Annotated in this window: 21 protein-coding genes; 6 read left to right on the plus strand and 15 right to left on the minus strand. The window is 65.2% G+C overall.

The window, feature by feature from the left end:
- Positions 1-16: 16 nt before the first annotated feature.
- On the minus strand, positions 17-2,161 hold the full coding sequence (locus tag ACOCG7_RS25015; RefSeq protein ID WP_421377788.1) for a DUF3857 domain-containing protein: 2,145 nt from the start codon (positions 2,159-2,161) through the stop codon (positions 17-19).
- On the minus strand, positions 2,158-3,081 hold the full coding sequence (locus tag ACOCG7_RS25020; protein WP_244744836.1) for a helix-turn-helix domain-containing protein: 924 nt from the start codon (positions 3,079-3,081) through the stop codon (positions 2,158-2,160). The genes ACOCG7_RS25015 and ACOCG7_RS25020 overlap by 4 nt, the downstream gene beginning before the upstream one ends.
- 118 nt (positions 3,082-3,199) lie before the next feature.
- Here ACOCG7_RS25020 and ACOCG7_RS25025 point away from each other — a divergent pair, with 118 nt between their 5' ends.
- Complete coding sequence (locus ACOCG7_RS25025) at positions 3,200-3,772, plus strand: hypothetical protein (protein WP_244744835.1); 573 nt, start codon at positions 3,200-3,202, stop codon at positions 3,770-3,772.
- A 44-nt stretch (positions 3,773-3,816) separates the two neighbouring features.
- Here the strand turns inward: ACOCG7_RS25025 and ACOCG7_RS25030 are convergent, their stop codons facing one another.
- Positions 3,817-4,482 (minus strand): hypothetical protein, encoded by a 666-nt coding sequence (locus ACOCG7_RS25030; protein ID WP_073432461.1) that lies wholly within the window; start codon positions 4,480-4,482, stop codon positions 3,817-3,819.
- Positions 4,483-4,681: 199 nt separating this feature from the next.
- Here ACOCG7_RS25030 and ACOCG7_RS25035 point away from each other — a divergent pair, with 199 nt between their 5' ends.
- Positions 4,682-4,819 carry a hypothetical protein gene (locus ACOCG7_RS25035; protein ID WP_167363319.1) on the plus strand — a complete coding sequence of 46 codons (138 nt, stop codon included), beginning with the start codon at positions 4,682-4,684 and terminating at the stop codon, positions 4,817-4,819.
- 283 nt (positions 4,820-5,102) lie between these two features.
- On the opposite strand, the gene hutG is transcribed toward ACOCG7_RS25035, so the two are convergent.
- From hutG to ACOCG7_RS25075, 8 genes are all read right to left on the minus strand, one after another.
- On the minus strand, positions 5,103-5,915 hold the full coding sequence (gene hutG, locus ACOCG7_RS25040; protein ID WP_244744834.1) for an N-formylglutamate deformylase: 813 nt from the start codon (positions 5,913-5,915) through the stop codon (positions 5,103-5,105).
- Positions 5,916-5,967: 52 nt separating this feature from the next.
- Complete coding sequence (locus tag ACOCG7_RS25045) at positions 5,968-7,389, minus strand: formimidoylglutamate deiminase (RefSeq protein ID WP_244744833.1); 1,422 nt, start codon at positions 7,387-7,389, stop codon at positions 5,968-5,970.
- Between the two features lie 10 nt (positions 7,390-7,399).
- The gene (gene hutI, locus ACOCG7_RS25050) at positions 7,400-8,623 is read right to left on the minus strand and encodes an imidazolonepropionase (protein WP_244744832.1); all 1,224 of its coding nucleotides are present in this window, start codon (positions 8,621-8,623) and stop codon (positions 7,400-7,402) included.
- 85 nt (positions 8,624-8,708) lie between these two features.
- The gene (locus ACOCG7_RS25055; RefSeq protein WP_083084371.1) at positions 8,709-9,335 is read right to left on the minus strand and encodes a HutD family protein; all 627 of its coding nucleotides are present in this window, start codon (positions 9,333-9,335) and stop codon (positions 8,709-8,711) included.
- A gap of 32 nt (positions 9,336-9,367) precedes the next feature.
- A complete protein-coding gene (gene hutU / locus ACOCG7_RS25060) occupies positions 9,368-11,056 on the minus strand; it encodes a urocanate hydratase (RefSeq protein WP_083084166.1) in 1,689 nt (562 codons plus the stop codon).
- 55 nt (positions 11,057-11,111) lie between these two features.
- Positions 11,112-11,807, minus strand: a complete 696-nt coding sequence (gene hutC, locus ACOCG7_RS25065; RefSeq protein ID WP_244744831.1) for a histidine utilization repressor — start codon at positions 11,805-11,807, stop codon at positions 11,112-11,114.
- 54 nt (positions 11,808-11,861) lie between these two features.
- Positions 11,862-13,385, minus strand: coding sequence for a histidine ammonia-lyase (gene hutH, locus ACOCG7_RS25070; protein WP_176035801.1), 1,524 nt, complete (start codon positions 13,383-13,385; stop codon positions 11,862-11,864).
- A gap of 363 nt (positions 13,386-13,748) precedes the next feature.
- Positions 13,749-14,645 (minus strand): LysR family transcriptional regulator, encoded by an 897-nt coding sequence (locus ACOCG7_RS25075; RefSeq protein ID WP_244744830.1) that lies wholly within the window; start codon positions 14,643-14,645, stop codon positions 13,749-13,751.
- Between the two features lie 114 nt (positions 14,646-14,759).
- On the opposite strand from ACOCG7_RS25075, the gene ACOCG7_RS25080 reads away from it, so the two are divergent.
- Together ACOCG7_RS25080 and ACOCG7_RS25085 are read left to right on the plus strand one after the other, a co-directional pair.
- Complete coding sequence (locus ACOCG7_RS25080) at positions 14,760-15,692, plus strand: NAD-dependent epimerase/dehydratase family protein (RefSeq protein WP_244744829.1); 933 nt, start codon at positions 14,760-14,762, stop codon at positions 15,690-15,692.
- A 118-nt stretch (positions 15,693-15,810) separates the two neighbouring features.
- On the plus strand, positions 15,811-15,993 hold the full coding sequence (locus ACOCG7_RS25085; protein WP_083084172.1) for a hypothetical protein: 183 nt from the start codon (positions 15,811-15,813) through the stop codon (positions 15,991-15,993).
- A 115-nt stretch (positions 15,994-16,108) separates the two neighbouring features.
- Here ACOCG7_RS25085 and ACOCG7_RS25090 read toward each other — a convergent pair whose 3' ends face one another.
- From ACOCG7_RS25090 to ACOCG7_RS25100, 3 genes are all read right to left on the minus strand, one after another.
- Positions 16,109-16,843, minus strand: coding sequence for a DUF899 domain-containing protein (locus ACOCG7_RS25090; protein ID WP_083084174.1), 735 nt, complete (start codon positions 16,841-16,843; stop codon positions 16,109-16,111).
- A 142-nt stretch (positions 16,844-16,985) separates the two neighbouring features.
- Positions 16,986-17,411, minus strand: coding sequence for an ArsR/SmtB family transcription factor (locus ACOCG7_RS25095; protein WP_244744828.1), 426 nt, complete (start codon positions 17,409-17,411; stop codon positions 16,986-16,988).
- Between the two features lie 244 nt (positions 17,412-17,655).
- Complete coding sequence (locus tag ACOCG7_RS25100; RefSeq protein WP_083084178.1) at positions 17,656-19,038, minus strand: NCS2 family permease; 1,383 nt, start codon at positions 19,036-19,038, stop codon at positions 17,656-17,658.
- A 383-nt stretch (positions 19,039-19,421) separates the two neighbouring features.
- Between ACOCG7_RS25100 and ACOCG7_RS25105 the strand changes: the two genes are divergently transcribed.
- Together ACOCG7_RS25105 and ACOCG7_RS25110 are read left to right on the plus strand one after the other, a co-directional pair.
- The gene (locus ACOCG7_RS25105; RefSeq protein WP_244744827.1) at positions 19,422-20,393 is read left to right on the plus strand and encodes a PRC-barrel domain-containing protein; all 972 of its coding nucleotides are present in this window, start codon (positions 19,422-19,424) and stop codon (positions 20,391-20,393) included.
- Positions 20,390-21,643: an MFS transporter gene (locus ACOCG7_RS25110; protein ID WP_073432447.1), complete on the plus strand. Its 1,254-nt coding sequence runs from the start codon at positions 20,390-20,392 to the stop codon at positions 21,641-21,643. The genes ACOCG7_RS25105 and ACOCG7_RS25110 overlap by 4 nt, the downstream gene beginning before the upstream one ends.
- 190 nt (positions 21,644-21,833) lie before the next feature.
- On the opposite strand, the gene ACOCG7_RS25115 is transcribed toward ACOCG7_RS25110, so the two are convergent.
- Positions 21,834-22,964: an IS481 family transposase gene (locus tag ACOCG7_RS25115; protein WP_421377795.1), complete on the minus strand. Its 1,131-nt coding sequence runs from the start codon at positions 22,962-22,964 to the stop codon at positions 21,834-21,836.
- Positions 22,965-23,141 lie beyond the last annotated feature (177 nt).

The raw sequence follows: 23,141 nt of genomic DNA on the forward strand, positions 1-23,141 counted from the left end.
GCAACGCCAGCGCGCGCTATCCGGCGACCTTGAGCACCAGCGCCGTATCGAGGTCGCGTTCGATTCGCACGAGGTCGTCCTTCATCTCGGCGAATTCGTTGGCGGAACACATCTGATGTCCGAAGACGGCACGAAGGTGCCGCCTCACCTGCAACACCCGCGCCGCCGGATCGAAGACGTAACGCGACGAGAACTCGATGAAGCGGTTCTTCACCGCCGTATCGGTCGGCAAATCCGTCACGCGGACAAAGCGCGGCAACGTCATTTCCAGCGTCTCGTCGAACTCGCCGCCGATGCACGTCCAGGGCTGCGTCCGGGCAGGCTCGGCAAGCCACGCCTCGACCTGGGTGCCCATGCCGCCCGCCAAACTGGTCAGCGCCGGCACCGCCGTGGTTCCATCCGTCCACACGAAATGCTCCACCTTGCCCTGCATCGACGTGGCGAAGGGTCCGTCGGTGGCCGCCACGTCGCCGGCGCGCAATTGCGCCGTGCCATGCAGCCCCGTCTGCAATAGACGGCTCGCGGCAATCTGCTGGGTGCGCTGCCGCGTCGCGCGCCGCAGCGTATTGCGTTCGAGCTCGGCGGTGAAGCCCGCATCCTCCACGCGGTACGCATAGTTGGCCGCGCCGCGCTCGTCGATGTCGATCTGCAACCGCGCCGTGCGTTCGCGCGACTGCGCGGCCGGCGTGCGCGACACCACGCCCTGGTTCACCAGCAAGACCGGCCGGTCCATCGCGCCCGGCGGCAGATAGCCGAAACCCACGCCGCCCGCGGTCGTATCCGCGAACAATGAGAGCTCGGGCATCCAGACGATCGCGTGATTGATCGCGCTCGCTCCGTAGCCGGGCACGTCGGGCAAACCGTAATACGGGCCGAGATTGAGCAGCACCGCCTCGCTGCGGATGCCGACCGCCGCCAGCAACGCGCTGTAGAGCGCGACGTGGTCCTTGCAGTCGCCATAGCGGTTGCGCAGGATGTCGATCGCCTTGTGCGGGATCGCCGCCGTCTCGCCGAGAAAAAGCGCCACGTAGCGAATGTTCAAACGCATCCAGTCGTACAGCACCTGCGCCTTCGCGCGCGGGTCGGCGGCTTGGGCCGTGAGACCCTGCGCGAGGCGGACGATCGCGGGGTCGCTCATCGTCGCGTCGAGCGCGGGGCCGCGATAGCGAGCGGCGAAGCTCGCGAAGTCGGGCACCGTCGATATCATCAGGCGATCGCCCCAGTTCGCGTAGCCGACCGCGCCCGCCTCGATGCGCGCATACGGACCGTGCCGGTAGTCGAACTCGTAGCGGGTGCGGCCATTCGCCGTGACCGGCGGCAGCGCGGCGTAGCCGCGCGCGTCGGCGTACAGCGGAATATCCGACGGAAGATCGAAGATCAGGCGCTGCATCTCGACCGGTTCGCGCGTCGGTTCCACCAGGTACGCGAACGTGCCGGCCTGCAAGGGCCGCGTGCGCGTCTTGCGAAACGCGAGATGCACGCGCGAGCCGGATTCGACGCCGGGAAAGATCACCGTGCGCAACACGCCGTTCTGGAAACTCGGCGCGCCCGCCGAGCGCGGCTCCTGCACGTCGCGGATCGCCTCGGGACCGACCGGATGCGCGACGCCGTTCGGGTCGATCGTTTCGGCGCCGAGCAATTGCACCTGCTCGATGTCCTTGTTGAACCAGATATAGCGTTGCGCGATATCGTCGACGCCGCTCGTGGTATTTGCGCGCAATACCGTGTCGTCGTGCTCCTCGATGGAGCCGTCTTTCTGGATCGTGAAGAGATGCACGTCGCGCTCGATCGTGGCGGGCGCGAGATCGTTGGCGGATAACGCGGCGGGGCTGTCCTCGGCGAACGCGGTGGCTGCGCATAGGCAGAGTGATGCGATGAACAGCGCCTCGGACAGTGCGCCGAACAGTGGGCCGAACAGCGCACCGGACAGCGGGCCGAATAGCTGGCCGGATAGCGGGCCGAATAGCTGGCCGGATAGCGGGCCGAATAGCTGGCCGGATAGCGCGCCGAATAGCTGGCCGGATAGCGCGCCGAATAGCTGGCCGGATAGCGCGCCGAATAGCTGGCCGGATAGCGCGCCGAATAGCTGGCCGGATAGCGCGCCGGGCGTCGGCCTCGCGGCCCGCCCGACGAAAGAGACGAACGCGCCGCCCCGCATCATGGGCGGCGCGCCCCGCCCCGCGCGCGCCATGCGCGCGGGCTCGAAGCAAACTCCGCACGAAACGCGTGATTGAAATTCGACAGATCATTGAAGCCGCAATCGAGCGCGATATCGACGACCTTCGCGCCGCCGGCGCGCTCGTCCTCGACCTCGCGCAGACGCAGCGCAGCCGCACGCAAACGCGCCCGCAACAGGTATTGATGCGGCGTCACGCCGACCACGCGCTGGAACGTGCGCAGGAAGTGGAATTCGCTCAGCCCCGCCGCGGCGGCCAGGCTCGCGAGCGTATGCGGCGCGCCGGGCATTTCGTCGATCACGCGCGCGATTTGCGCGACGCGCGACCAGGCCGTGGCGCTCGCGGACGGTTCCGGCCGCGTCAGCGCACCGGACGCGTTGAGCGCCGCGGCGGCCAGTTCAACGGCGAGTTCGTCCCACGCCGCTGCGCCGCTGCCGTCACCGCAAGCGCCCGCGCAAGCCCGCGCGATCAGCGGTGAAAACGCGCGCAACGACGGTAGGCGCGCCCGTTTGAAGTTCAGCTTGCCGCTCGCCACACCCGCATCGGCGGCCAGCCGCTCGAAGTACGCCGGCGCATAGCGAAACGCGATGCAGCGGTCGCCCGCCCCATGCCGGTGGCCGCATTCGAAGCAGTCGCCGGCGTTGCCGAGCAGCAGCGCGCCGGGCGTGAGCAGTTCGCGGCCCGGCGCGGCCCGATAGCCGAACGAGCCGGCCACCACCATCGCGATGCACACGCCGCCGTGCCGCTCCTCGAACGGCTGGTCACGCGGACCCAGCGTGCAGAGGACATCCGCGACGTCCCAGCTCGCGCCTTGGGCCAACCCGCGCGCGTTCGTGCCGCCGCGCGCGCCTTCCTGTTCGCGCCGCGCGAGCGCCTGCTGCAAGGTGACGGCAATTTTCCCCAAGATGCACCTCGGCTGAGTCCGTATCGTGGTTTTAGCACATCGGCGGCCGGCGCGGTTTTGCCGGTTTTCGCCCATTTCGCCGATGCCGATCCGATCAGAAACCGAAGGAGCACACAGGATGAACACACTGGAACAACACCCGGAAAACGCCCTGCAAGACGGCTTTCACGCCGCGTTGAGCGCCCCCGCGCGAGCCGCCGACATCGACGCCGCCGACGACGTCTACGGCTGGCTGATCGGCAGTTGGGACATGGACGTGGTGCACTACCGCGTCGATCTCGGCAACGCGCGCCGTCGCGGCGAGATTCATTTCGGCTGGGTGCTGGAAGGCCGCGCCGTGCAGGACGTATGGATCATGCCGCCACGCGGCGAACGCCAAGACGGGCTCACGGTGAACGCGACGATGTACGGCACCACGCTGCGCGTCTGGGACCCTACACTGCGTGCGTGGCGCGTGACTTACCTCAATCCGCGCACCGGCCAGCGGGACGAGCTAACGGGCCGTCGCATCGGCGGCGAGTTGGTGCAGATCGGCACGCACGCCGACGGCACGCCGATTCGATGGAATTTCACCGACATCACGCGCGATTCGTTCCGCTGGACCGGCGTCGCGCTGGCAAACGACGGCGTGACGTGGACGCTAGAAGCCGAGTTTCATGCACGGCGCAAGGGTGCGTCGATGGCGAAGTGAGCACCGCTTTGCAAACGCGGATCGACAGGCCCGCGTCGCCGGCATCATTCGCTTTCCCCTAACTGGCTCAGCAAGGCCTGCAACCTCTCCACATGCCTGAGCAGCAAATGCCGATGCTTCTCGATCTGTTCCAGCCGGCCCGCGAGGTCGGCATGAATCGGATCGTCGAGATCGGCGGCGGCGATCACGTCCTCCACCTTCGAGCGCATCGACGCCAGTTCCACCGGCGCGTGACTCAGATGCCGCTCGAAGCGCCGCACGTCCTGTATCGCCAGATCGCGGACCTTGCGGAAATACGCCTGACGCCGATGCGCTTCCGCGTCGACGCTCTCCTCCTCGGCGCGTTTGGCGGAACCCGACTGGCCGAATATCGGCTCGGGCGGCCGCAGCACCGTTTTCTTGCGCACCGGATGCGCCGTGCCGCGAAACCGCGCGAGCGGCCGCTCGTTGTCGATCGCCTCGCGCGCCTCGGCGGGGATGTCCGCTTCGCCGTGCGGCGCGTTCATCCAGCCGTGGGGCAGCCCCGTGACCGCTTCGATGCCGCGCACGAACTCCTCGCTGAATTCGCGCTGGCCGGACAGCATCAACTTCAGGTAGCTCGCGGAGAAGGTCATCATGCGCGCGAGGCGAGTCGCCGCGCCGACCTCGCGAGTCAGCAGCACCAGGTTCGCCCGCCAGACCGGGAGCAGCAATTCGTCGGAATCTTCCATCGCTGGGTCTTCCATCTTTTTCGCCCGATGTAGGATAGCGCGTGCGTCACGCTTGCACGCGTCATCGTTTTGAAAGCGTAGCCGCTTGAACGCAGCGCATGCAATCCCCGCGCGCACTCGTCGCGGTGGTTGCGGCACACACCGTGACGCGACCGCATTGCCGTAACAAGACCGCCATCACCGATTCAAGGATTTCGTAATGAAGCAAGTCATTCTCGCCCTCGCCGCAGCCGTGGCGTCCCTGAGCGCGATCGCTCCCGCTCAAGCCTATGAGCATCATCACCGCGTATGCCACAAGGTGCACGTTCACCATCATTGGGAAAAGCGCTGCCATTGAGGGTCATGCGCGACCGGCGACGGCGTGCATCGAAAAGCCCCGCTCGACGCGGGGCTTTTTTTCAGGTTGACCAGGCGGACGCGGGCCGTGACATGCCGCGACGCTCTCTACGTTCGGCGCGAAAACGTCGGCGCGCAATCACGGACACATGCTGTTACACCTTGGCGGTGTGAGCCGACGCGAAGTTGCCGCTCGCGGAATGACGCAAGCAGCATCAGCCGCGTGGAGAAAGAGGGATAACGGGTGGAGGCGTAGCGAAGGAGTAGCGACGGCGAGCGCACCGTCACGCGGCCTCGACCCGCTCCAACGCCGTCGTGACGAGTGCTTCGAGCAAGGGCTCGACCCTGGCGGCAAGCGGTTCGTCATAGGCATAGGGAAACCGCTCTTCCATATACGTGATCTGCGACAGTTCGAGCTGCACCGCATGCACGTCTTGCGACGGCTGACCGTACTGCCGCGTGATATAGCCGCCCTTGAAGCGCCCGTTGGCGACCGCCGAATATTCGCCATGCCGCTCGACCACGGCGGCCAATTCCTCGGCCAATCCCGCCACCGCGCTTGCGCCATTAGACGTGCCGAAATTGAAATCCGGCAGACGTCCCTCGAAAAAACGCGGCACGTGCGAGCGAATCGAGTGAGCTTCCCATAACAGCACCTTGCCGTGCCTCGCCTTCAACGCGGCCAGTTCGTTTTTCAACGCATCGTGATAAGGCTTCCAGTAAGCATCGCGACGGCGCGCGACTTCGGCCTCGGTGGGCAGATGGCCTTCCAGGTACAAGGGCGCCTTGTCGAAGGTGTCGACCGGCAACAGGCCGGTGGTGTCCTGGCCGGGGTAGAGATTCGCGCCGTCGGGCGGACGGTTCAGGTCGATCACATAGCGCGCGTATGTCGGCGCAAGAATCGACGCGCCCATGCGTTTCGCGAATGCATAGAGACGGTCGAGGTGCCAGTCGCAATCGTCGGTGCGTTGCGCGACGGGCGTCATCGTCGCGGCGATGTCGGCGGGAATCTGCGTGCCCAGATGCGGGATCGAGATCAGCAGCGGCAGGCTTCCCTGATGCAGCGAGAAAACCGGCGGAATGTTCGAAGCAGTCATGTCAGTCCCGAATCGATGGGATCGAAAAGAGTCGGTTATTCACTTGAGCAACTCACTTGAGCAACTCAGCGAGCGCCACGCGATAGCGCGCATAAGCGCCCTCTTCATCGCGATGCCGGCGGTTTTCGACGACCTTGTCGCCACCGGCATACACGTCGCGAATCGGCGTCTCGCCATGCTCGCAGAATACGACGCCCGAAAGCCAGGCGCTCGGCGCATGCTCGGCGATGCTCGAATGATTCGGGTCGAGCACGAGCCAGTCCGCGCGGCGGCCGGCTTGCAACGCGCCGACCACGCGGCCCGTTGCCTGCGCGCCGCCTTCGAGCGCGGCGTCGAACAAACGGTCGGCGACATGCGTGGCCTGCGCCGATGCCAGCACGTTGCGTTGACGGCACGTCAAACGCTGGCCGTATTCGAGCAAGCGCAACTCCGAGCGCCAGTCGACGCCGATATGGCTATCCGAACCGACACCGATGCGCCCTCGCGCGTCGAGATATTCCTGCGCCGGAAAAATGCCGTCGCCGAGATTGGCTTCAGTGGTCAGGCACAAACCGGCGACCGCGCCGCTCTTCGCGAGCGCCAGCGTTTCATTCGCGTCGACATGCGTGGCGTGCACGAGGCACCAGCGGCTGTCGACGTCGAAACGATCGAGCAGCCATTGCACCGGACGCGCGCCTTCGGTGTCGAGGCACGCGTCGACTTCGGCGGTTTGCTCGGCGATATGGATATGAACCGGCGCGGTCCGTTCGATACCATCAAGCAACGCACGCAACGAATCCGCCGACACCGCGCGCAGCGAATGCGGCGCCACGCCATAGCGCAAGGCCGCGCTTTCCGGACGCGCCGCGCGCAGCGTGCCGAGCAAGTCGAGCAGACTCTCCGGCGTGTTGATGAAGCGCCGCTGATCGTCGCGCGGCGCGCGCGAGCCGAAGCCGCTGTACTGATACAGCACCGGCAGCATCGTCATGCCGATACCGCTCGCCGATGCCGCATCCACCACGCGCTGCGCCAGTTCGGCCTGATTCGCATAGCGGCCGCCTTCGGGCGTGTGATGCACGTAGTGGAACTCGCACACCGACGTATAACCCGCCTTCAACATCTCGATGTACAACCACTGCGCGACGCTTGCGAGCCCTTCGGGCGTGATGCGCGCGGCGAAGCGATACATCAGGTCGCGCCAGCTCCAGAAGTTGTCCGTGGCGCCCGTGCCCGATGCGGCGCGGTATTCGGTGAGACCCGCCATCGCGCGCTGGAACGCATGCGAATGCAGATTCGGCATGCCGGGCAGCACGGGGCCAGCGGCTTGGGGCACGCCTTCGGGAACCGCCGTGTCGGGCGTCACGGATAGCAAGGTGCCGTTCGCGTCCCACTCCAACAGCACGTTGCGGCGCCAGCCGTCCGGCAAGTACGCGTGGTCCGCGAATAGGGACTGTGCCGGTTGCTTGGGTTGCTCAGATTGCTTCGGTTGCGTCATCGCTCGGGCCTTAGCTCAATTCACGCCGCGTATAAACGGTCTCGCCCGCGCGCACGACTCGCGCGCACAACGGACGCCCAATCCAGTAAGCCAGCTCGGCCAGCGAGTCGACCGGCCACACCGCGAAATCCGCCGCGCGCCCTGCTTCCAGCGCGCCGTGGGTATCGGCTTTGCCGAGCGCGCGCGCCGCATGCGATGTCACGCCTTGCAGCACTTCGGGCACGGTCATGCGAAACAGCGTGGTCGCCATGTTCATCATCAGCAGCAGCGAGGTGGCGGGCGAAGTGCCGGGGTTGCTGTCGGTGGAAATCGCGATCGGCACCTCGTGGCGCCGCAGCAAGTCCAGCGGCGGCAATTGCGTTTCGCGAATGAAGTAGTACGCGCCCGGCAGCAACACCGCGACGGTGCCCGCTTCTTTCATCGCGACGACGCCGGCTTCGTCGAGGAATTCCAGGTGATCGGCGGACAGCGCACGATGACGCGCCGCCAAGCCGGCGCCGCCGCCGTTCGACAACTGCTCGGCATGCATCTTCACCGGCAGCTTGTAGCGCTCGGCGGCGTTGAACACGCGCTCGCTTTGCGCCAGCGAAAAACCGATGCGCTCGCAGAACACATCGACCGCGTCGACGAGACCTTCGTCGGCAAGCGCGGGCAACATGACGTTGCACACCTCGTCGATATACGCATCGGCGCGGCCGGCGAATTCGGGCGGCAACGCATGCGCACCGAGAAACGTCGTATAGACCGTCACCGGATAGCGCTCGCCCAACCGGCGCGCGACGCGCAGCATCTTGCGCTCGCTGGCGAGATCGAGGCCGTAGCCCGACTTGATTTCGACGGCGGTCACGCCTTCGGCCAGCAAGGGCGCAAGACGTGCGGCCGATTGGCGGAATAGCGAGTCTTCATCGGCGGCACGCGTGGCGCGCACCGTGGAGACGATGCCGCCGCCCTGCCGCGCGATTTCCTCGTAGCTGACGCCCGCGAGCCGTTGCGCGAATTCGTCCGCGCGCTGCCCGCCGTACACGAGATGCGTGTGGCAATCGACGAGGCCCGGCGTCACCCACGCGCCGTGCAGATCCTCGCGTGGCCAGGCGGCGTAGTCGGCGGGCAGGTCGGCGGCCGCGCCGAGCCAGGCGATCTTGCCGTTTTCAACGGCTATCGCGGCATCCGGCAGCGTGTGCTGCGGATCGCCCTGCGGGCAAAGTTTCAGGTGATGCCAGACGGTTTGCTTCATCGCGTGCTCTTTGCAGCTCGTTGCGTTTCCGTGGTGATTCGCGTGTGCGCGTGGCGGAGTGCCGGGACGTACTCGCGAATCGTCGTCATCGTCGCGCGTCGTTACGTATAGACCTATAGCGGATGCTGGTCGCGAGCACCGCGCCCGCGCCCTGGATCGTGCAAGGCAGCGCGTTGGGCGTATCGATACGCAGCGTGTCGTCCTGTTCGAGCGTCAGCGCTTGCCGGTCGGCCAGCGTGATTTCGACCGAACCGCTGGCGCAAAACAGCAACGCGACGTCCGCGGATAAGCTGCGTGGCTGCATCCGGCCGCGCCACACTTCAAGCTCGCCCACCGCCGCGCCACGCCGCACCATCAGGTTGAAGTCGCGCGTCGCGCCGTTGATAAGGCGCGCGTCGATTCGTGCTTCACCGGCGAAACGCGCGACATCGAGCGGCTGCGCCAACGCATGCGTCTTCGCGGCATGCGCGTTTGCGCCGTCCGTTTCGTCGAGCAACATGCCCGCGCCGGACAACAGCACGAGCGTGCGATCGATGCCCGCAAAGCGCGAGAACGGCCCGGCCTGCGCGACATCCGCGACGCTGACCCGCCACACGAAATCGTCGGGCGCGGCGCCTTCGGGAAAGACCGCCACTTCACGCGTGACGCCGCCGCCGTTCTTCCACGGCGCCGCCACGAGATCGGCGCCGCGAATCAGTGCGATGCTTGCCATGCTGCCGGCGGGCGGGCTGCGAAGCGCCACGATCAACGGCCGAGCATCGGCAGATTGAGACCCGCCTCGCGCGCGGTTTGTTGAGCGAGTTCATAGCCCGCATCCGCGTGACGCATCACGCCGGTGGCCGGATCGTTGAACAGCACGCGGCCGAGGCGCTTGTCCGCTTCGTCCGTGCCGTCGGCGACGATCACGACACCCGAGTGCTGGCTGAAGCCCATGCCCACACCGCCGCCATGATGCAGCGACACCCACGACGCGCCGCCTGCCGTATTCAGCAATGCGTTCAGCAACGGCCAGTCGCTGACCGCGTCCGAGCCGTCCTTCATCGATTCGGTTTCGCGATTCGGGCTCGCGACCGAACCCGTGTCCAGGTGATCGCGGCCGATCACGATCGGCGCCTTCAGTTCGCCGTTCTTGACCATCTGATTGAACGCTTGACCCAGGCGATAGCGATCCTTCACGCCGACCCAGCAAATGCGCGCCGGCAGACCCTGGAACGCGATGCGTTCGCGCGCCATGTCGAGCCAGTTGTGCAGATGCGGATCGTCGGGGATCAGTTCCTTGACCTTCGCATCGGTCTTGTAGATATCCTCGGGGTCGCCCGACAGCGCGACCCAGCGGAACGGACCCTTGCCTTCGCAAAACAACGGGCGAATGTACGCCGGCACGAAGCCCGGAAAATCGAACGCGTTTTCAACGCCCATTTCCAGCGCCATCTGACGGATGTTGTTGCCGTAGTCGAGCGTGGCCGCGCCGCGTTCCTGCAAGGTCAACATGGCCTGAACCTGCTTGGCCATCGACTGCTTGGCCGGCTTCACGATCGAATCCGGCGCGGTCTTCTGACGCTCGCGCCAGTCCTCGACGCTCCAGCCTTGCGGCAGATAGCCGTGAATCGGGTCGTGCGCGCTGGTCTGGTCGGTCACGCAATCCGGCGTGATGCCGCGCGCGACGCACTCGGCGAACACGTCGGCCGCGTTGCCGAGCAAACCGATCGACACCGGCTTGCCCGCTTGCTTCGCTTCATCGAGCATGGCGAGCGCTTCGTCGAGCGTCCGCGCTTTTTGATCGACGTAGCGCGTCTTCAAACGGAAGTCGATGCGCGTCTCGTCGCACTCCACCGCGATCATCGAGAAGCCGGCCATCGTCGCGGCGAGCGGCTGCGCGCCGCCCATGCCGCCGAGACCGCCGGTCAGAATCCAGCGGCCTTTCGGGTCGCCGTTGAAATGCTGGTTCGCGACCGAGAAGAACGTCTCATACGTGCCCTGCACGATGCCCTGGCTGCCGATATAGATCCAACTGCCCGCGGTCATCTGCCCGTACATCATCAGGCCCTTGCGATCCAGTTCGTGGAAATGCTCCCACGTCGCCCAATGCGGCACCAGGTTCGAGTTCGCCAGCAGCACGCGCGGCGCGTCGGCATGCGTGCGGAACACGCCGACCGGCTTGCCCGACTGGATCAGCAGCGTCTCGTCTTCGTTCAGGTCTTTCAGCGAGGCCAGAATCTGATCGAAGCAATCCCAGTTGCGCGCGGCGCGTCCGATGCCGCCGTACACGACCAGCGCATGCGGATGCTCGGCGACTTCCGGGTCCAGGTTGTTCTGGATCATCCGGTACGCGGCTTCCGCGATCCAGGTCTTGCAGGTCTTTTCCGCGCCGCGCGGCGCGCGGATCGTACGGGTGGGATCGAGACGCGGATCGATGTGCTTGGGGTTGTTCATGGTGGCCCTCGGAATGCTTGAAGAATGTTCAGGAGATGTGCGGAAAGTAGCGAAATCAGAAATGTCCGGTGAAGCGATAGCGGCTGCCGGGATGCCAGAGGTTGGCGATCGACGCAACCTGGCTTTGCGACCACGTGCGCCGATGCAGCACGAGGCAGGGTTCCAGTTCGTCCATGGTCAGCAGTTCGCGGGTATCCGCATCGGCGGCCAATGCCTCGATGCGGTACTCGACGCGCTGCAACGGCGCGACGCGCACGAGGTACTGATTCGGCGTGGTGTTCGTGAAGTCCTGCAACGCGTACTCGGGCGCGACCGCCGGGTTGACCCAGCGCTCCTCGAGTTGCACCGGCTCGTCGTTTTCGAAATGCAGCACGCGCGAATGAAATACCGGGCTGCCGGCGTTCAGGTTCATTTCCGCGGCGAGCGCCTCGTCGGCGATGGTGGCGCCGATGTGCAGCACCTTCGCCTGATAACGATGACCGCGCGCGACGATTTCGTCCGAGATGCTGCGGATCGCCACCAGCGTCGATTCGTACTTCGGGCGCGCGACGAACGTGCCGGAGCCCTGCACGCGCGTGAGCACCTGCTCCGAGGTCAGCTCGCGCAACGCGCGGTTCACCGTCATGCGCGCGACGTTGAATTCGCGCGCGAGTTCGTTCTCGGAAGGCACCTGGTCGCCTTCGGCCCATTCGCCCGCATGAATGCGCGCGAGGATGAAGTCCTTGATGCCCTGGTAAGCCGGTGCGTTCATGTTTGGCTTGGTCCGCGTGCCTGAAAGTCGCTCGATGGCGGGTGAAGTGATGGCTTATTGCTCGGAGGCGAACGAGAACGGGCTCAGCTTCGCGATCGTGCCGTTCTGCACGAGACGCGTCACCGCCGCGATGTCGGGCGCGAAGTAATGATCGATTTCGTAGTGCGCGACGTCCTTGCGCACCGCGTCCATCACTTTCTGCAAACTCGGGCTGGTCTTGTGCGGCGCGCGCAGATCGACGCCTTGCGCGGCGGCAAGCAATTCGATCGACAGGATGTTCGCGGTGTTTTCCGCGATGTCGCCAAGCTTGCGCGCGGCGAAGGTCGCCATCGACACGTGATCTTCCTGGTTCGCGGAAGTCGGCAGCGAATCGACCGACGCCGGATGCGCGAGCGTCTTGTTCTCCGACGCGAGCGCGGCGGCCGTCACGTGAGCGATCATGAAGCCCGAATTCACGCCGCCGTCGCGCACGAGGAACGGCGGCAAACCCGACAGCGTGGCGTCGATCAGCAACGCGATGCGGCGTTCGGCCAGGGCGCCGATTTCAGCGGCGGCAAGCGCGAGGTTGTCGGCGGCGAAGGCGACCGGCTCCGCGTGGAAGTTGCCGCCCGACAGCACTTCACCCGTGTCCGGGAAAATCAGCGGATTGTCGGAGACGGCGTTCGCTTCGAGCAGCAGCACGTCGGCGGCATGGCGCATCTGGTCGAGGCACGCGCCCATCACTTGCGGCTGGCAGCGCAGGCTGTACGGGTCCTGCACCTTGTCGCAATCGGCGTGCGAAACGTTGATGCCCGAGCCTTGCAACAGCGAACGGTAAGCAGCCGCGGCGTCGATCTGACCTCGATGGCCGCGCAGTTCGTGAATGCGCGCGTCGAACGGCTTGACCGAACCCATTGCCGCGTCCACCGACAACGCGCCCGCCACCAGCGCGGTGCGGTACAGGTCCTCGATCGCGAACATGTTGTAAAGCGCGAGCGCGGTGGATGCCTGCGTGCCGTTGAGCAGCGCGAGCCCTTCCTTGGCTTGCAGCGTGAGCGGCTTCAGGCCGACCAGCGCGAGACCTTCGGTGGCCGGCATGCGCTCGCCCTTTGCGAACACTTCGCCGACGCCGAGCAGCGTCGCCGACATATGCGCGAGCGGTGCGAGGTCGCCCGATGCGCCGACCGAACCCTTGACCGGAATCACCGGCAGCACATCGGCGTTGTACAGCGCGATCAGCGCTTCCATCACTTCGCGGCGAATGCCCGAGTGACCGCGACCGAGGCTCGACAGCTTCAACGCGATCAACAGACGCACCACCGGCCGCGACATCGGCTCACCCACGCCCACCGCGTGCGAGAGCACCAGATTGCGTTGCAACAGTTCGAGCTGGTCGTGCGGAATATGCGTGCTGGCGAGACGCCCGAAACCCGTGTTGATGCCGTAGGCCGGCTCGCCCTTCGCGGCGATATCGGCGACGGCTTGCGCGCAGGCGTCGATCGCGGCGTGACTGGCGGGATCGAGCCGCAGCGCGACGTGTTCGCGGGCGATGCGGCGCAGTTGCGGGAGGGTCAGGTGGCCGGGCTTCAGAGTCATCATGGTTGGGTTGTCCTGTCTATACAATTTGAGAGAAGTCTAGCTGCGCCGTCTTGTATATACAACCTGTTTTTAAAGCTGCCGGCCTGGGAGTTTCCATTAGGGTGCGATGTTCACAAGGCATGTGGGTCCTTGAACCGGCGCTTCGTTCGGCATTGCCGTTCTCATGGCCTTTGGTCGAGATTGGCGTCAACTTGTATATACACGTCCAAAATACGCCGCGCCAGCCGGTCAATCAATTCGATGCCGCGCCGTCACGCGGATTCACCCGTTTAGAGAGTTATAGAAGAGCCCGCTCGCGGCGAAAAAAAGCCCGCGCTCAGGCGAGCCGCGGGCTTCTTCAGACGCACTCTCGCGAAAGAACCGCTACAGCCTCACCCGCGCCGCCATGAAATCCAGAAAGCACTGCACGCGCCCCGCCAACGACGCGCTCTGGTAATACACCGCGCTCACCGGCTGCCGCTCGTCGACGAGCACGTTGCCGAGAATCGGCACGAGCCGTTCCTCGCGGATGTCGGCCGCGGTCATGAAATCGGCGAGGCAGGCGATGCCCCATCCGCAAAGCGCCAGTTGCCGCAGCGTCTCGCCGCTCGATGCGGTGATCGCCGGCTCGATTTTCAGCGACTCCGCGCGGCCCTTTCTGCCTTCGCGCAGCGGCCAGCGATTCAGATGCTCGGGCGCGGTGAAGCCGATCAGACGATGCGCGCGCAACGCTTCCACCGAGCGCGGCTCGCCATATTCGGCCAGATACGCGGGACTCGCGACCACCCGCAGCTTGCTGCTGCCCAACGCTCGCGCATGCAAGGTCGAATCCTGCAAGGCGCCGATGCGGATCGCGATGTCCACCTTCTGTTCGAGCAGATCGACGATCCGCTCGTTGCTGGTCAACTCCAGCCGGATCTCGGGATACAACGCCGAAAACGCTTTCATATGCGGCGCAATGCAATGGAGCATGAACGGCGATGCGGCATCCACGCGCAGGCGCCCCGAAGGGCGCTCGCGTCCGCGCGTGACCGATTCCTCGGCCTCCTCCATCGCGTCGAGAATCGCGCGGGCGCGCCGCAGGAAAGCCTCGCCCTCTTCGGTCAATTGCAGACGGCGCGTGGTGCGCCGCACGAGCGCGGTGTCGAGTTTCTTTTCGAGGCGCGTGAGCGCGCGGCTCACGCCGGACACGGTTTGCTGCAATTTCTCGGCGGCCGCCGTGATCGAACCGCTGTCGATCACGGTGACCAACACCAGCAGTTCGTCGGTGGAAGTCTTCATTGTTGATTTCAAATCAAGATTGATTTGAGACTAACACGCTTTTTGCGAGAATCGAGACGACGGATACTGCGGGCCTGTCATTCGTGTTCCCTCCATTTCTCCCAGGAGAACGTCTTGAAGATTTTCATCACGGGCGCAAGCGGCTTTATCGGCGGTTCGATCGCGGCGCACCTCGTGCGCGCCGGCCATCAGGTGCGCGGTTTGATCCGCAAGTCCGAACATAGCGCCGAGCTGCAACGCCTCGGTATCGAACCCGTTATCGGCACGCTCGACGACCGCATGCTGCTGATCGCCGAGGCAAAGGCCGCCGACGCCGTCATCAACGCCGCGAGCAGCGATCACGAAGGCGCGGTAACCGCGTTGATCGAAGGCCTCGCCGGGTCCGGCAAACCGTTCCTGCATACGAGCGGTTCGAGCATCGTCGGCGATGCGTCGGGCGGCGAGGCGGGTCAGGCGCGCGTCTATCACGAGGACGCGCTGCCCGAACCGAGCGCCGACAAGGCGGCGCGCGTCGCGATCGATCGGCAGGTGCTCGAGTCGGCGCAGCGGAACATCCGCTCGGCGGTGTTGTGCAACACGCTGATCTACGGTCACGGCGCGGTGGCGGACAGCGCGAGCGTGCAGTTGCCGCGACTCGTGCGTCAGGCGCAAAAGAGCGGCGTGGTGCGGCACGTGGGCAGCGGCGGCAACATCTGGTCGAACGTGCATATCGACGACGTCGCCGAACTGTATCGCCTCGCGCTGGAGAAAACGCCGGCGGGCACGTTCTATTTCGTCGAAAGCGGCGAAGCGTCGTTCCGCGAGATGAGCGCCGCGATCGCGCGGGTCATGAAACTGGGCGAGCCGCAAGCCTGGCCGCTCGAAGAAGCGCAAAAGGAATGGGGCTATGAAATGGCCTCGTATGGCCTCGGTTCGAACAGCCGCGTGCGCGGCGAGCGTGCGCGCAAACTGCTCGGCTGGGAGCCGAAACGCACTTCGGTGATCGAGTGGATCGAGCACGACATGATGTCCCCCAAGGGGGCTTCCTTCGGGGCGCAAGAGGCTTGAGGGACGTAAGCTGTGTAAGCGTCGGCGTTGCGAATCCGTAAGCTCCACTCGATAGAATCGCGCTCACCCGATAGTGCGATTCGACAATCCGTCTCGCACGTGAGCCCGGATTGCAACGATGACCTTGGCGCTGAACTTCGACTGGCTGACCAACCTGCTGGCGATTCTTTTTGTCGTGGCGTGCCTCTACGACGCACGCTACGACGAATACGGCACGTTGACGCTGTCGGCGGCCGCGATGGGTCTCGTCGTGATGGCGATCGAACTGTTCCTCAGGCCCGCTTTCGACATGGCGCTTTGAGCGGCCATTGAGCCATATCGACTCGCAATCCGGCTTATTCGCGCCAGCTTTACGATGGGCGCGTGGCGTCGATGTGCACGACATCACGCGCTTTTCCTGCATCTCGCTTCCCGCATTAGCCGCACGCCGCGCAACCGCCGTGCGCTTTCTCCTCATAGCGATCGTGATGCTTGACCCAGTCGGTCAGATTGCTCGCCTCGTTGCGGCCCTTCGGCGTCACGTCCAGATGCGCATACGTGTTGATGAAGCGCTCGTCGCCGCGGCCGTAGCACGAATACGTGTGATACACGTCGCCCTTTTCGTCCTTATAGAACACGCTGTGGCCGTGTTGCTCGTCGATGCCGACGTCCTGTTCGGTGAAATTGTAGAAACCCTTCCTGCTCTCCAGTTCCTCGGGCGTAAACGACACGTGATAGTCGAAGTTGAAATCGCTGCCGCTCGACGACACCCACGGGAACGTCCATCCCATGCGTTTTTTGAAGGCTTCGATTTTTTCGAGCGGCGCATGCGATACGGTCACATACGACACATCGTGATGTTCGAGATGCGTGACGATACCGACCATGTGATCCGAGAGGAACGAGCAGCCAACGCAGCCTTCTTCCCAGTCCGGTCCCATCATGAAGTGATAGATGATCAACTGGCTGCGGCCGTCGAACAGATCGGCGAGGGTCTTACGGCCCTGCGGCGTATCGAACACGTAGGTCTTATCGACCTTCACCCACGGCAGCGCGCGGCGTTTGCGCGCAAGCTCGTCGCCGGCGCGCATGTGCGCTTTCTCTTCGGCTAATAACGCCCTGCTGGCGGCCAGCCATTCTTCTCTCGTGCCAACTCGATGTTGCGGGTCCATGTGCGTCTCCTTTTCAGAATGACTCTGCGCGATGCGGATTCGCATCACGCAAGTTGCGCGATTTCACGCAATGTCAGGCGAAATAGCGTTCCAGCAATTCGTGGTCCAAGGACTGCTTCGGCGCCGCCCGCATGCATCCGCTTCATGATTTGCGCCTGTTCCGTCCTGGCGCGGAAGACTTTCGCGGACGTGGCGTCGAGCCGCCACCGCGAGATGAAGCCGGACTGGGCGGAGGTGGCGCTGCCTCCTCTTCGACTAAAGCGGCGAGACGATCGAGCGATTCGGACCAGAAGTGCTGATAGCGGCGCAGCCACTCCATCGCCTCTTCCATGGGTCCGGCGGAGAGCCGGCACGCAACCGTGCGGCCGGTCTTGCTGCGCGTGACGAGACCGGCGTCGGACAGCACGTCGAGATGTTTCATCACCGCCGGCAACGACATGGCGAACGGCTCGGCGAGTTCGCTCACCGACAGTTCGTTGCGCGACAAACGCGCGACCAGCGCACGCCGCGTGGGGTCCGACAACGCGGCGAAGGTGCGATCGAGTAGCGCTTCGTTAAACTTAACCATGAGGTTAAGTATAGAAACGCGAATGCGGATGTCAAGGACAGGTCCGCACTTTATCGAAACATGCGAGAACGCGGGAAGGAGAACGCGGCATAAAAGACATGCGGCGCGTCGCAAACAAGGCGCTGCAACGCGCCGCATCGAGATGGAGAACAACCGGCTACATGCTGGAGCAAAACGGCAAGCGTCCTGCCCTCACGTCACTGCAATACAACCAGCAAACTCCGTGCAAGGGCTCGAGCGGAATTCAGATCGCCCAACCGCCCAGATAGAAACCCGCCAGCACCACGGCGATCACCACCGTGCCCACATTCAGCTTGCGATACTCGCCGCTCACCACGCGGCCGATCACCAGCGTCGCGAAGCCGAGCATGATGCCCGTCACGATGTTGGCGGTCAGCACGATGAACACCGCGCACATCAGACCCGACATCGCGTCGACCATGTCGTCCATGTGCAGCTTGCTGACGTTCGAGAGCATCAGCAGACCCACGTACATCAGCGCGGGCGCCGTCGCATACGAAGGCACGAGGCCGGCGAGCGGCGAGAAGAACATCACGACGAGGAACAGCAGGCCGACCACCGCCGCCGCCATGCCCGTCTTGGCGCCGGCCGCCACGCCCACTGTCGATTCGATGTAGGCCGCGGCCGGCGCGCCGCCGAGCAGGCCCGAGAAAATCGAGCTCAACGAATCGGCCGTCAACGCGCGGCCGCCGTTGATGATGCGGCCGTTTTGGTCGAGCTGGCCCGCTTGTCCCGCGACCGCGCGGATCGTGCCGGTGGCGTCGAACACCGCGGTCATCACGAGCGCCAGCACGCTCGGCAGAACGGCCATCGAGAGCGCGCCCTTGAGGTCCATCGCGCCGATCAGCGACGCATGGCCCGGCGCGCTCAGGGACGGCACCGCGAACACGCCATGAAACGACACCGCCGGATCGATCAGCAGCGCGAGCGCCGAGATCGCGACGATCACGATCAGGATCGAGCCCGGCACGCGGCGGCGCACCAGACCGAAGATCGCCGCGAGCCCCGCCACCGACATCAACGCCGGCAGCGCCGTGATATGACCGAGCGACACCGGCAGACCGGCGCCCGGATTCTTCACGACCAAGCCGACCTCGTTGGCGGCGATCAGCAGCAGGAACAGGCCGATGCCGATGCCCGTGCCGTGCGCGATGCCCGTCGGCAGATTGCGCAGAATCCACGAACGCACGCCGGTCACCGAAATCGCGGTGAACACGACGCCCATCAGGAACACCGCGCCGAGCGCGACGTTCGGCTGCAAGCCCTTGCCGAGCACGAGGCCGAACGCGGTGAACGCAGTGAGTGAAATCGCGCAGCCGATCGCGATCGGCAAACGCGCCCACACGCCCATCAGCAGCGAGCCGAAGGCCGTGGTCAGGCACACGGCGACGAACACCGCGCTGGTGTCGAAGCCCGCCTTGCCGAACATGCCCGGCACGACGAATACCGAATAGACCATCGCGAGAAAGGTCGTGATGCCGGCGACGATTTCCTGACGCTGCGAACTGCCGCGCGAGGAAATTTCGAAGTAGCGGTCGAGCAAGCCTTTACCGTCGAATGATTCGGCGCCGACTTCGGAAATCGGCTGGGCGTGGGGTTCCATCATGATGAATGCCTCCTTTATCAGCGTGCTGAAACGGCCGCCGATGCGGGCGTCGTCAGGTTCGTCTCGTGGCGTTGGTTCAATGTGTGCGGCTCTTGTCGTGTCGAAATGTAGGCCAACACAAATATGTCTCCCATCGCATGAATGGCATGCCCGACATGTCGCGACGCTTATATCGTCCAAGCGACGGCGAAGCGCGTCGGCGGTCCGCGCGTTTACACCTACGGTTTGTCATGAAAGCGTGAAAGGCCGTTGTGGGCTTGGGGAAGAGACGCAGCCTGGCAAAACCGGGACCGGCCGACGCCGCGGGTTACACTCTGGCCCGTACCTGTCTAACCGCGGCGGTCCACAGCGCCCGCCCGCACCGGCCCACGGAGTCCTTCTTGATGAGCGGCGGTTTTTCGCGTCCTGCCTGGCGTCTTCTGCTTCTTGCTGTGTTTGCGATGTTCGCGCTGTCCGGTTGCGGCAGCTTGCTGTGGGGCCCGCAGCAGGCGCCGATCGTCGAGGCCACGATCATGCCCGTGGAGCCGGCGAGCGCGCCCGTGGCGGCGTCCGAGCCCGAACCGGTCGAAACCGAGACGGCCGGGCCGGAGCAGCCGAGAAAGCCCAGGAAGCCGGTCGTCAAGCCGCACAAGGTCGAGCCGCCGCCGCCCGTCGCCGCACCCGCGCCGCCGCCTCCACCGCCCCCGCCGCTGATCGTGCTGCGCACGATCGAGCGCAACGACGCGCGCGCGCTGCTCGACAGCGAAGTGCAGAAGCCCGACGGCAAGGTGGTCGGCCGCGCGGTCGACATGACCACCGACGCGCTCGGCAAGCCGCGCGAGATCGTCGTCAATCTGCAGGGCTTCCTCGGCGTCGGCGATCGCAAGGTGATCTTCCCGTGGGGCGCGTTCCGCTTCACGCCGACCGCGAAGAGCGCGCCCATCACGCTCAATCCGACGGCCGCGCCAACGCCCGTGGCGAAGGCCTCCCCTGTGCAATTGCCGCTGATCGACACGACCGTCGAGCGTTCGAACGGCGGCAAGGTCGGCCGCGTGATCGACGTGCTGATCGACGCCAACGCGCAGCCGCAAGCGGTCGTGCTCGACGTCAACGGCATGGTCAGCACCGAGCGGCGCACGATTGCCGCGAACTGGTCGGCGCTGCGTTTCGTCACGAAAGACAAGGAACTGCATCCGCTGCTGGATCTGAGCGACGCCCAGATCAACGCGACGCCGCCCTACGCGAGCGACAAGCCGATTCGCGCGGTGTCGCCCGCGCCGCCACCCGCGCCGCCCGCTGCCGCATCCGCGGCTCCGGCGGCGGCTGCCTCCGCGGCCACGGCCATCGCGGTTTCCAACGCACGGGCGGCCCGATGACAGGCCGCACTCTGGTAACCGCGCGCAGTCTGCGCGCGCTCGATTGGCTGAATTTTTTCGTCGCCAACGTGCAAACGGGTTTTGGGCCGTTCATCGCGTCGTATCTCGCGTCGCATAAGTGGACGCAGGGCGAGATCGGCATGGCGCTCTCGGTGGGCACCATCAGCGCGATGGTGAGCCAGGTGCCGGGCGGCGCCGCCGTCGACGCGTTGCGCAACAAGAAGGGCGCGGCTGCGTGGGCGATCATCGCGATCATCCTGAGCGCGGTGCTGCTGGCCGCCAGTCCGACGGTGCTGCCGGTGATCGCCGCCGAGGTGTTCCACGGCTTCGCCAGTTGCATGCTGACGCCGGCGCTCGCCGCGATCTCGTTCGCGCTGGTGGGGCGCGCGAATCTCGGCGACCGGTTGGGCCGCAACGCGCGCTGGGCGTCGATCGGCAGCGCGGTCGCGGCCGGGCTGATGGGCGTATTCGGCGAATACTATTCGCCGCGCGCGGTGTTCTGGCTGACCGCCGGGCTCGCCGTGCCCGCGCTGATCGCGCTGACGATGATCCAGCGCACCGACACGATCGAACTGCCCAAGGCCGGACCGACGCCGCAGCAGATCGAACGGCGCGAGAGCCTCCGCGAATTGCTGCGCGACAAGCGGATGCTGCTGTTCGCCGCGTGCATCGTGCTGTTCCACTTGTCGAATGCGGCGATGTTGAATCTTGCCGCGGGCGAAGTGACGGCCGGCATGGGCGACAACGTGCAGCTCGTGATCGCCGCGTGCATCATCGTGCCGCAAGCGATCGTGGCGATCATGTCGCCGTGGGTCGGGCGCTCGGCCGAACGCTGGGGACGCAGGCCGATCCTGCTGCTTGGCTTTTCGGCGCTGCCGATACGGGCGTTGCTGTTCGCGGGGATCAGCAGCCCTTATCTGCTGGTGCCGGTGCAGATGCTGGATGGGCTGAGCGCCGCGGTGTTCGGCGTGATGCTGCCGCTGATTGCCGCCGACGTGGCCGGCGGCAAGGGCCGGTATAACTTGTGTATCGGGTTGTTCGGGTTGGCGGCGGGGATTGGGGCGACTTTGAGCACGACTGCTGCTGGGTTCGTGGCCGATCATTTCGGCAATGCGGTTAGCTTTTTTGGCCTGGCCGCAGCCGGGGCGCTGGCGGTCTTGCTGGTGTGGGCGGCGATGCCGGAGACGCGGGACGCGGCTGCGGAGGATGGGGCGCCGGTGGCTGGTGGGGGGAAGTCGGCGGTTAGGTAGTGGTTTTGCGGGGTTTTTTGCCTGCGCGGCGCTGTTGGTGGTGGTTGTTGCTTTGTTGGCCTTTGCTTGATTTGTTAGTGGTCTATTGGCGTTGCCCCTGTGCGGGGCGGCACCTACTTCTCTTTGCCGGCCGTGTACAGACCGGAGACATGGTTGACGAACGTGCGAGGACATCGTTGACACTTTATGGTCAGCGGTTTTCGCTCCTCAGGTCAAGGGTGAGGATGCGGTGATGGGCAAACCAGAATTCAAATACGCCGTCTTCGCCGTCCTTTGCGCGTGCTGCAACCGGCAGCCGGTAAAGTGCTTTCGAGACCTTCAGGCGCCGTCCTTCAAAGCGTAGCTCGCCATTTGCCTTGACCCGCAGCACCACGTCATCCGGGCCGTACTCCGGCTCGCGCAGGACCGATGGAAACGCCCGCGGGCTCGGCTGGTAACGGCTCATCGGAGTGTCCATGCCGATCGCCTCGTGCGGGCGCTCGCAGTTATAGATGGTGCGCCAGCGGTCCAGTTCGCGTTGCACGTGCTGCTGGGTGGCGAAGCTCCGTTCGTTCAGCACTTCGGCCTTCAGCGTGCGGTGAAACCGCTCGTCCTTGCCGTTGGTCTGCGGATGGTAAGGCCGGCTGTAGCTGATGCGGATCCCCAGCCGGATCAGCCAGACGGCCAGTTCGGTGAGCTGCCCCGGGCTGCCCGGTGAACCCCATGGCGAACCGTTATCGGTGTTGATGCGCAACGGCAGGCCGTAGTGGCCGAATGCCTCGCGCAGGCCCGCCTGCACCGTGGCCGTGTCGGTTGGCCCACAGGCGCGCAGCAGGATGCTGAAGCGCGAATGGTCGTCGAGCACCGTCAGGGGGCTACAACGCCCCTGTTCGAGGGTATCGAAGTGTCCCTTGAAGTCCATCTGCCAGAGGACGTTGGGCTGCTCGTGCTCAAAGCGCTTCCAGGGTTCACTCATCGCTGAACCGGCCGGCAGGATCAGATTGTGCCGGTGCAGGATGGCTGTCACGGTGCTGGGCTGCGGCACCGCTTCAAAGCCCAGATCCCGCAGGCGCCGGCTGATCTTGCGGCCGCCCCAGCGCGGGTGTGCCTGACGCAGGCGCACCACCTCCTGCTCCATCTCAACCGTGGTCTTCGAGGGACTGCTGGCAGGGCGCCGCGACTGATCCGCCAGCGCGTCCTCGCCACGTCTGAGCCATTTGTAGCCGGTCTGCCGGCTGATGTTAAAGCGCTCGCACAGTTCGGTGACCGTGAGCGTGCGCCGACTGGCCAGATGAACAAATTCCTGTCTGAGGCTCATGGTGTCTCTTGCGTTCCAGGGCATGGTCGGGACCGGGCGTTTTCGTACCCGGAAGTGTCAACCATGTCCTCGCACACCTGTCAGCTATGTCCCCGGTCTGTACACCGGCCGCAAAGAGAAGTAGGCAAGAGAAAGCGGCTCACACCGCCAGCTTTGAAGCGGGTCTCCTGGCTTGGAGGGGACAGTGGTGCATCTGGAATC

Source organism: Paraburkholderia sp. DD10 (genome assembly GCF_049177125.1).
Taxonomy (GTDB): domain Bacteria; phylum Pseudomonadota; class Gammaproteobacteria; order Burkholderiales; family Burkholderiaceae; genus Paraburkholderia; species Paraburkholderia terricola.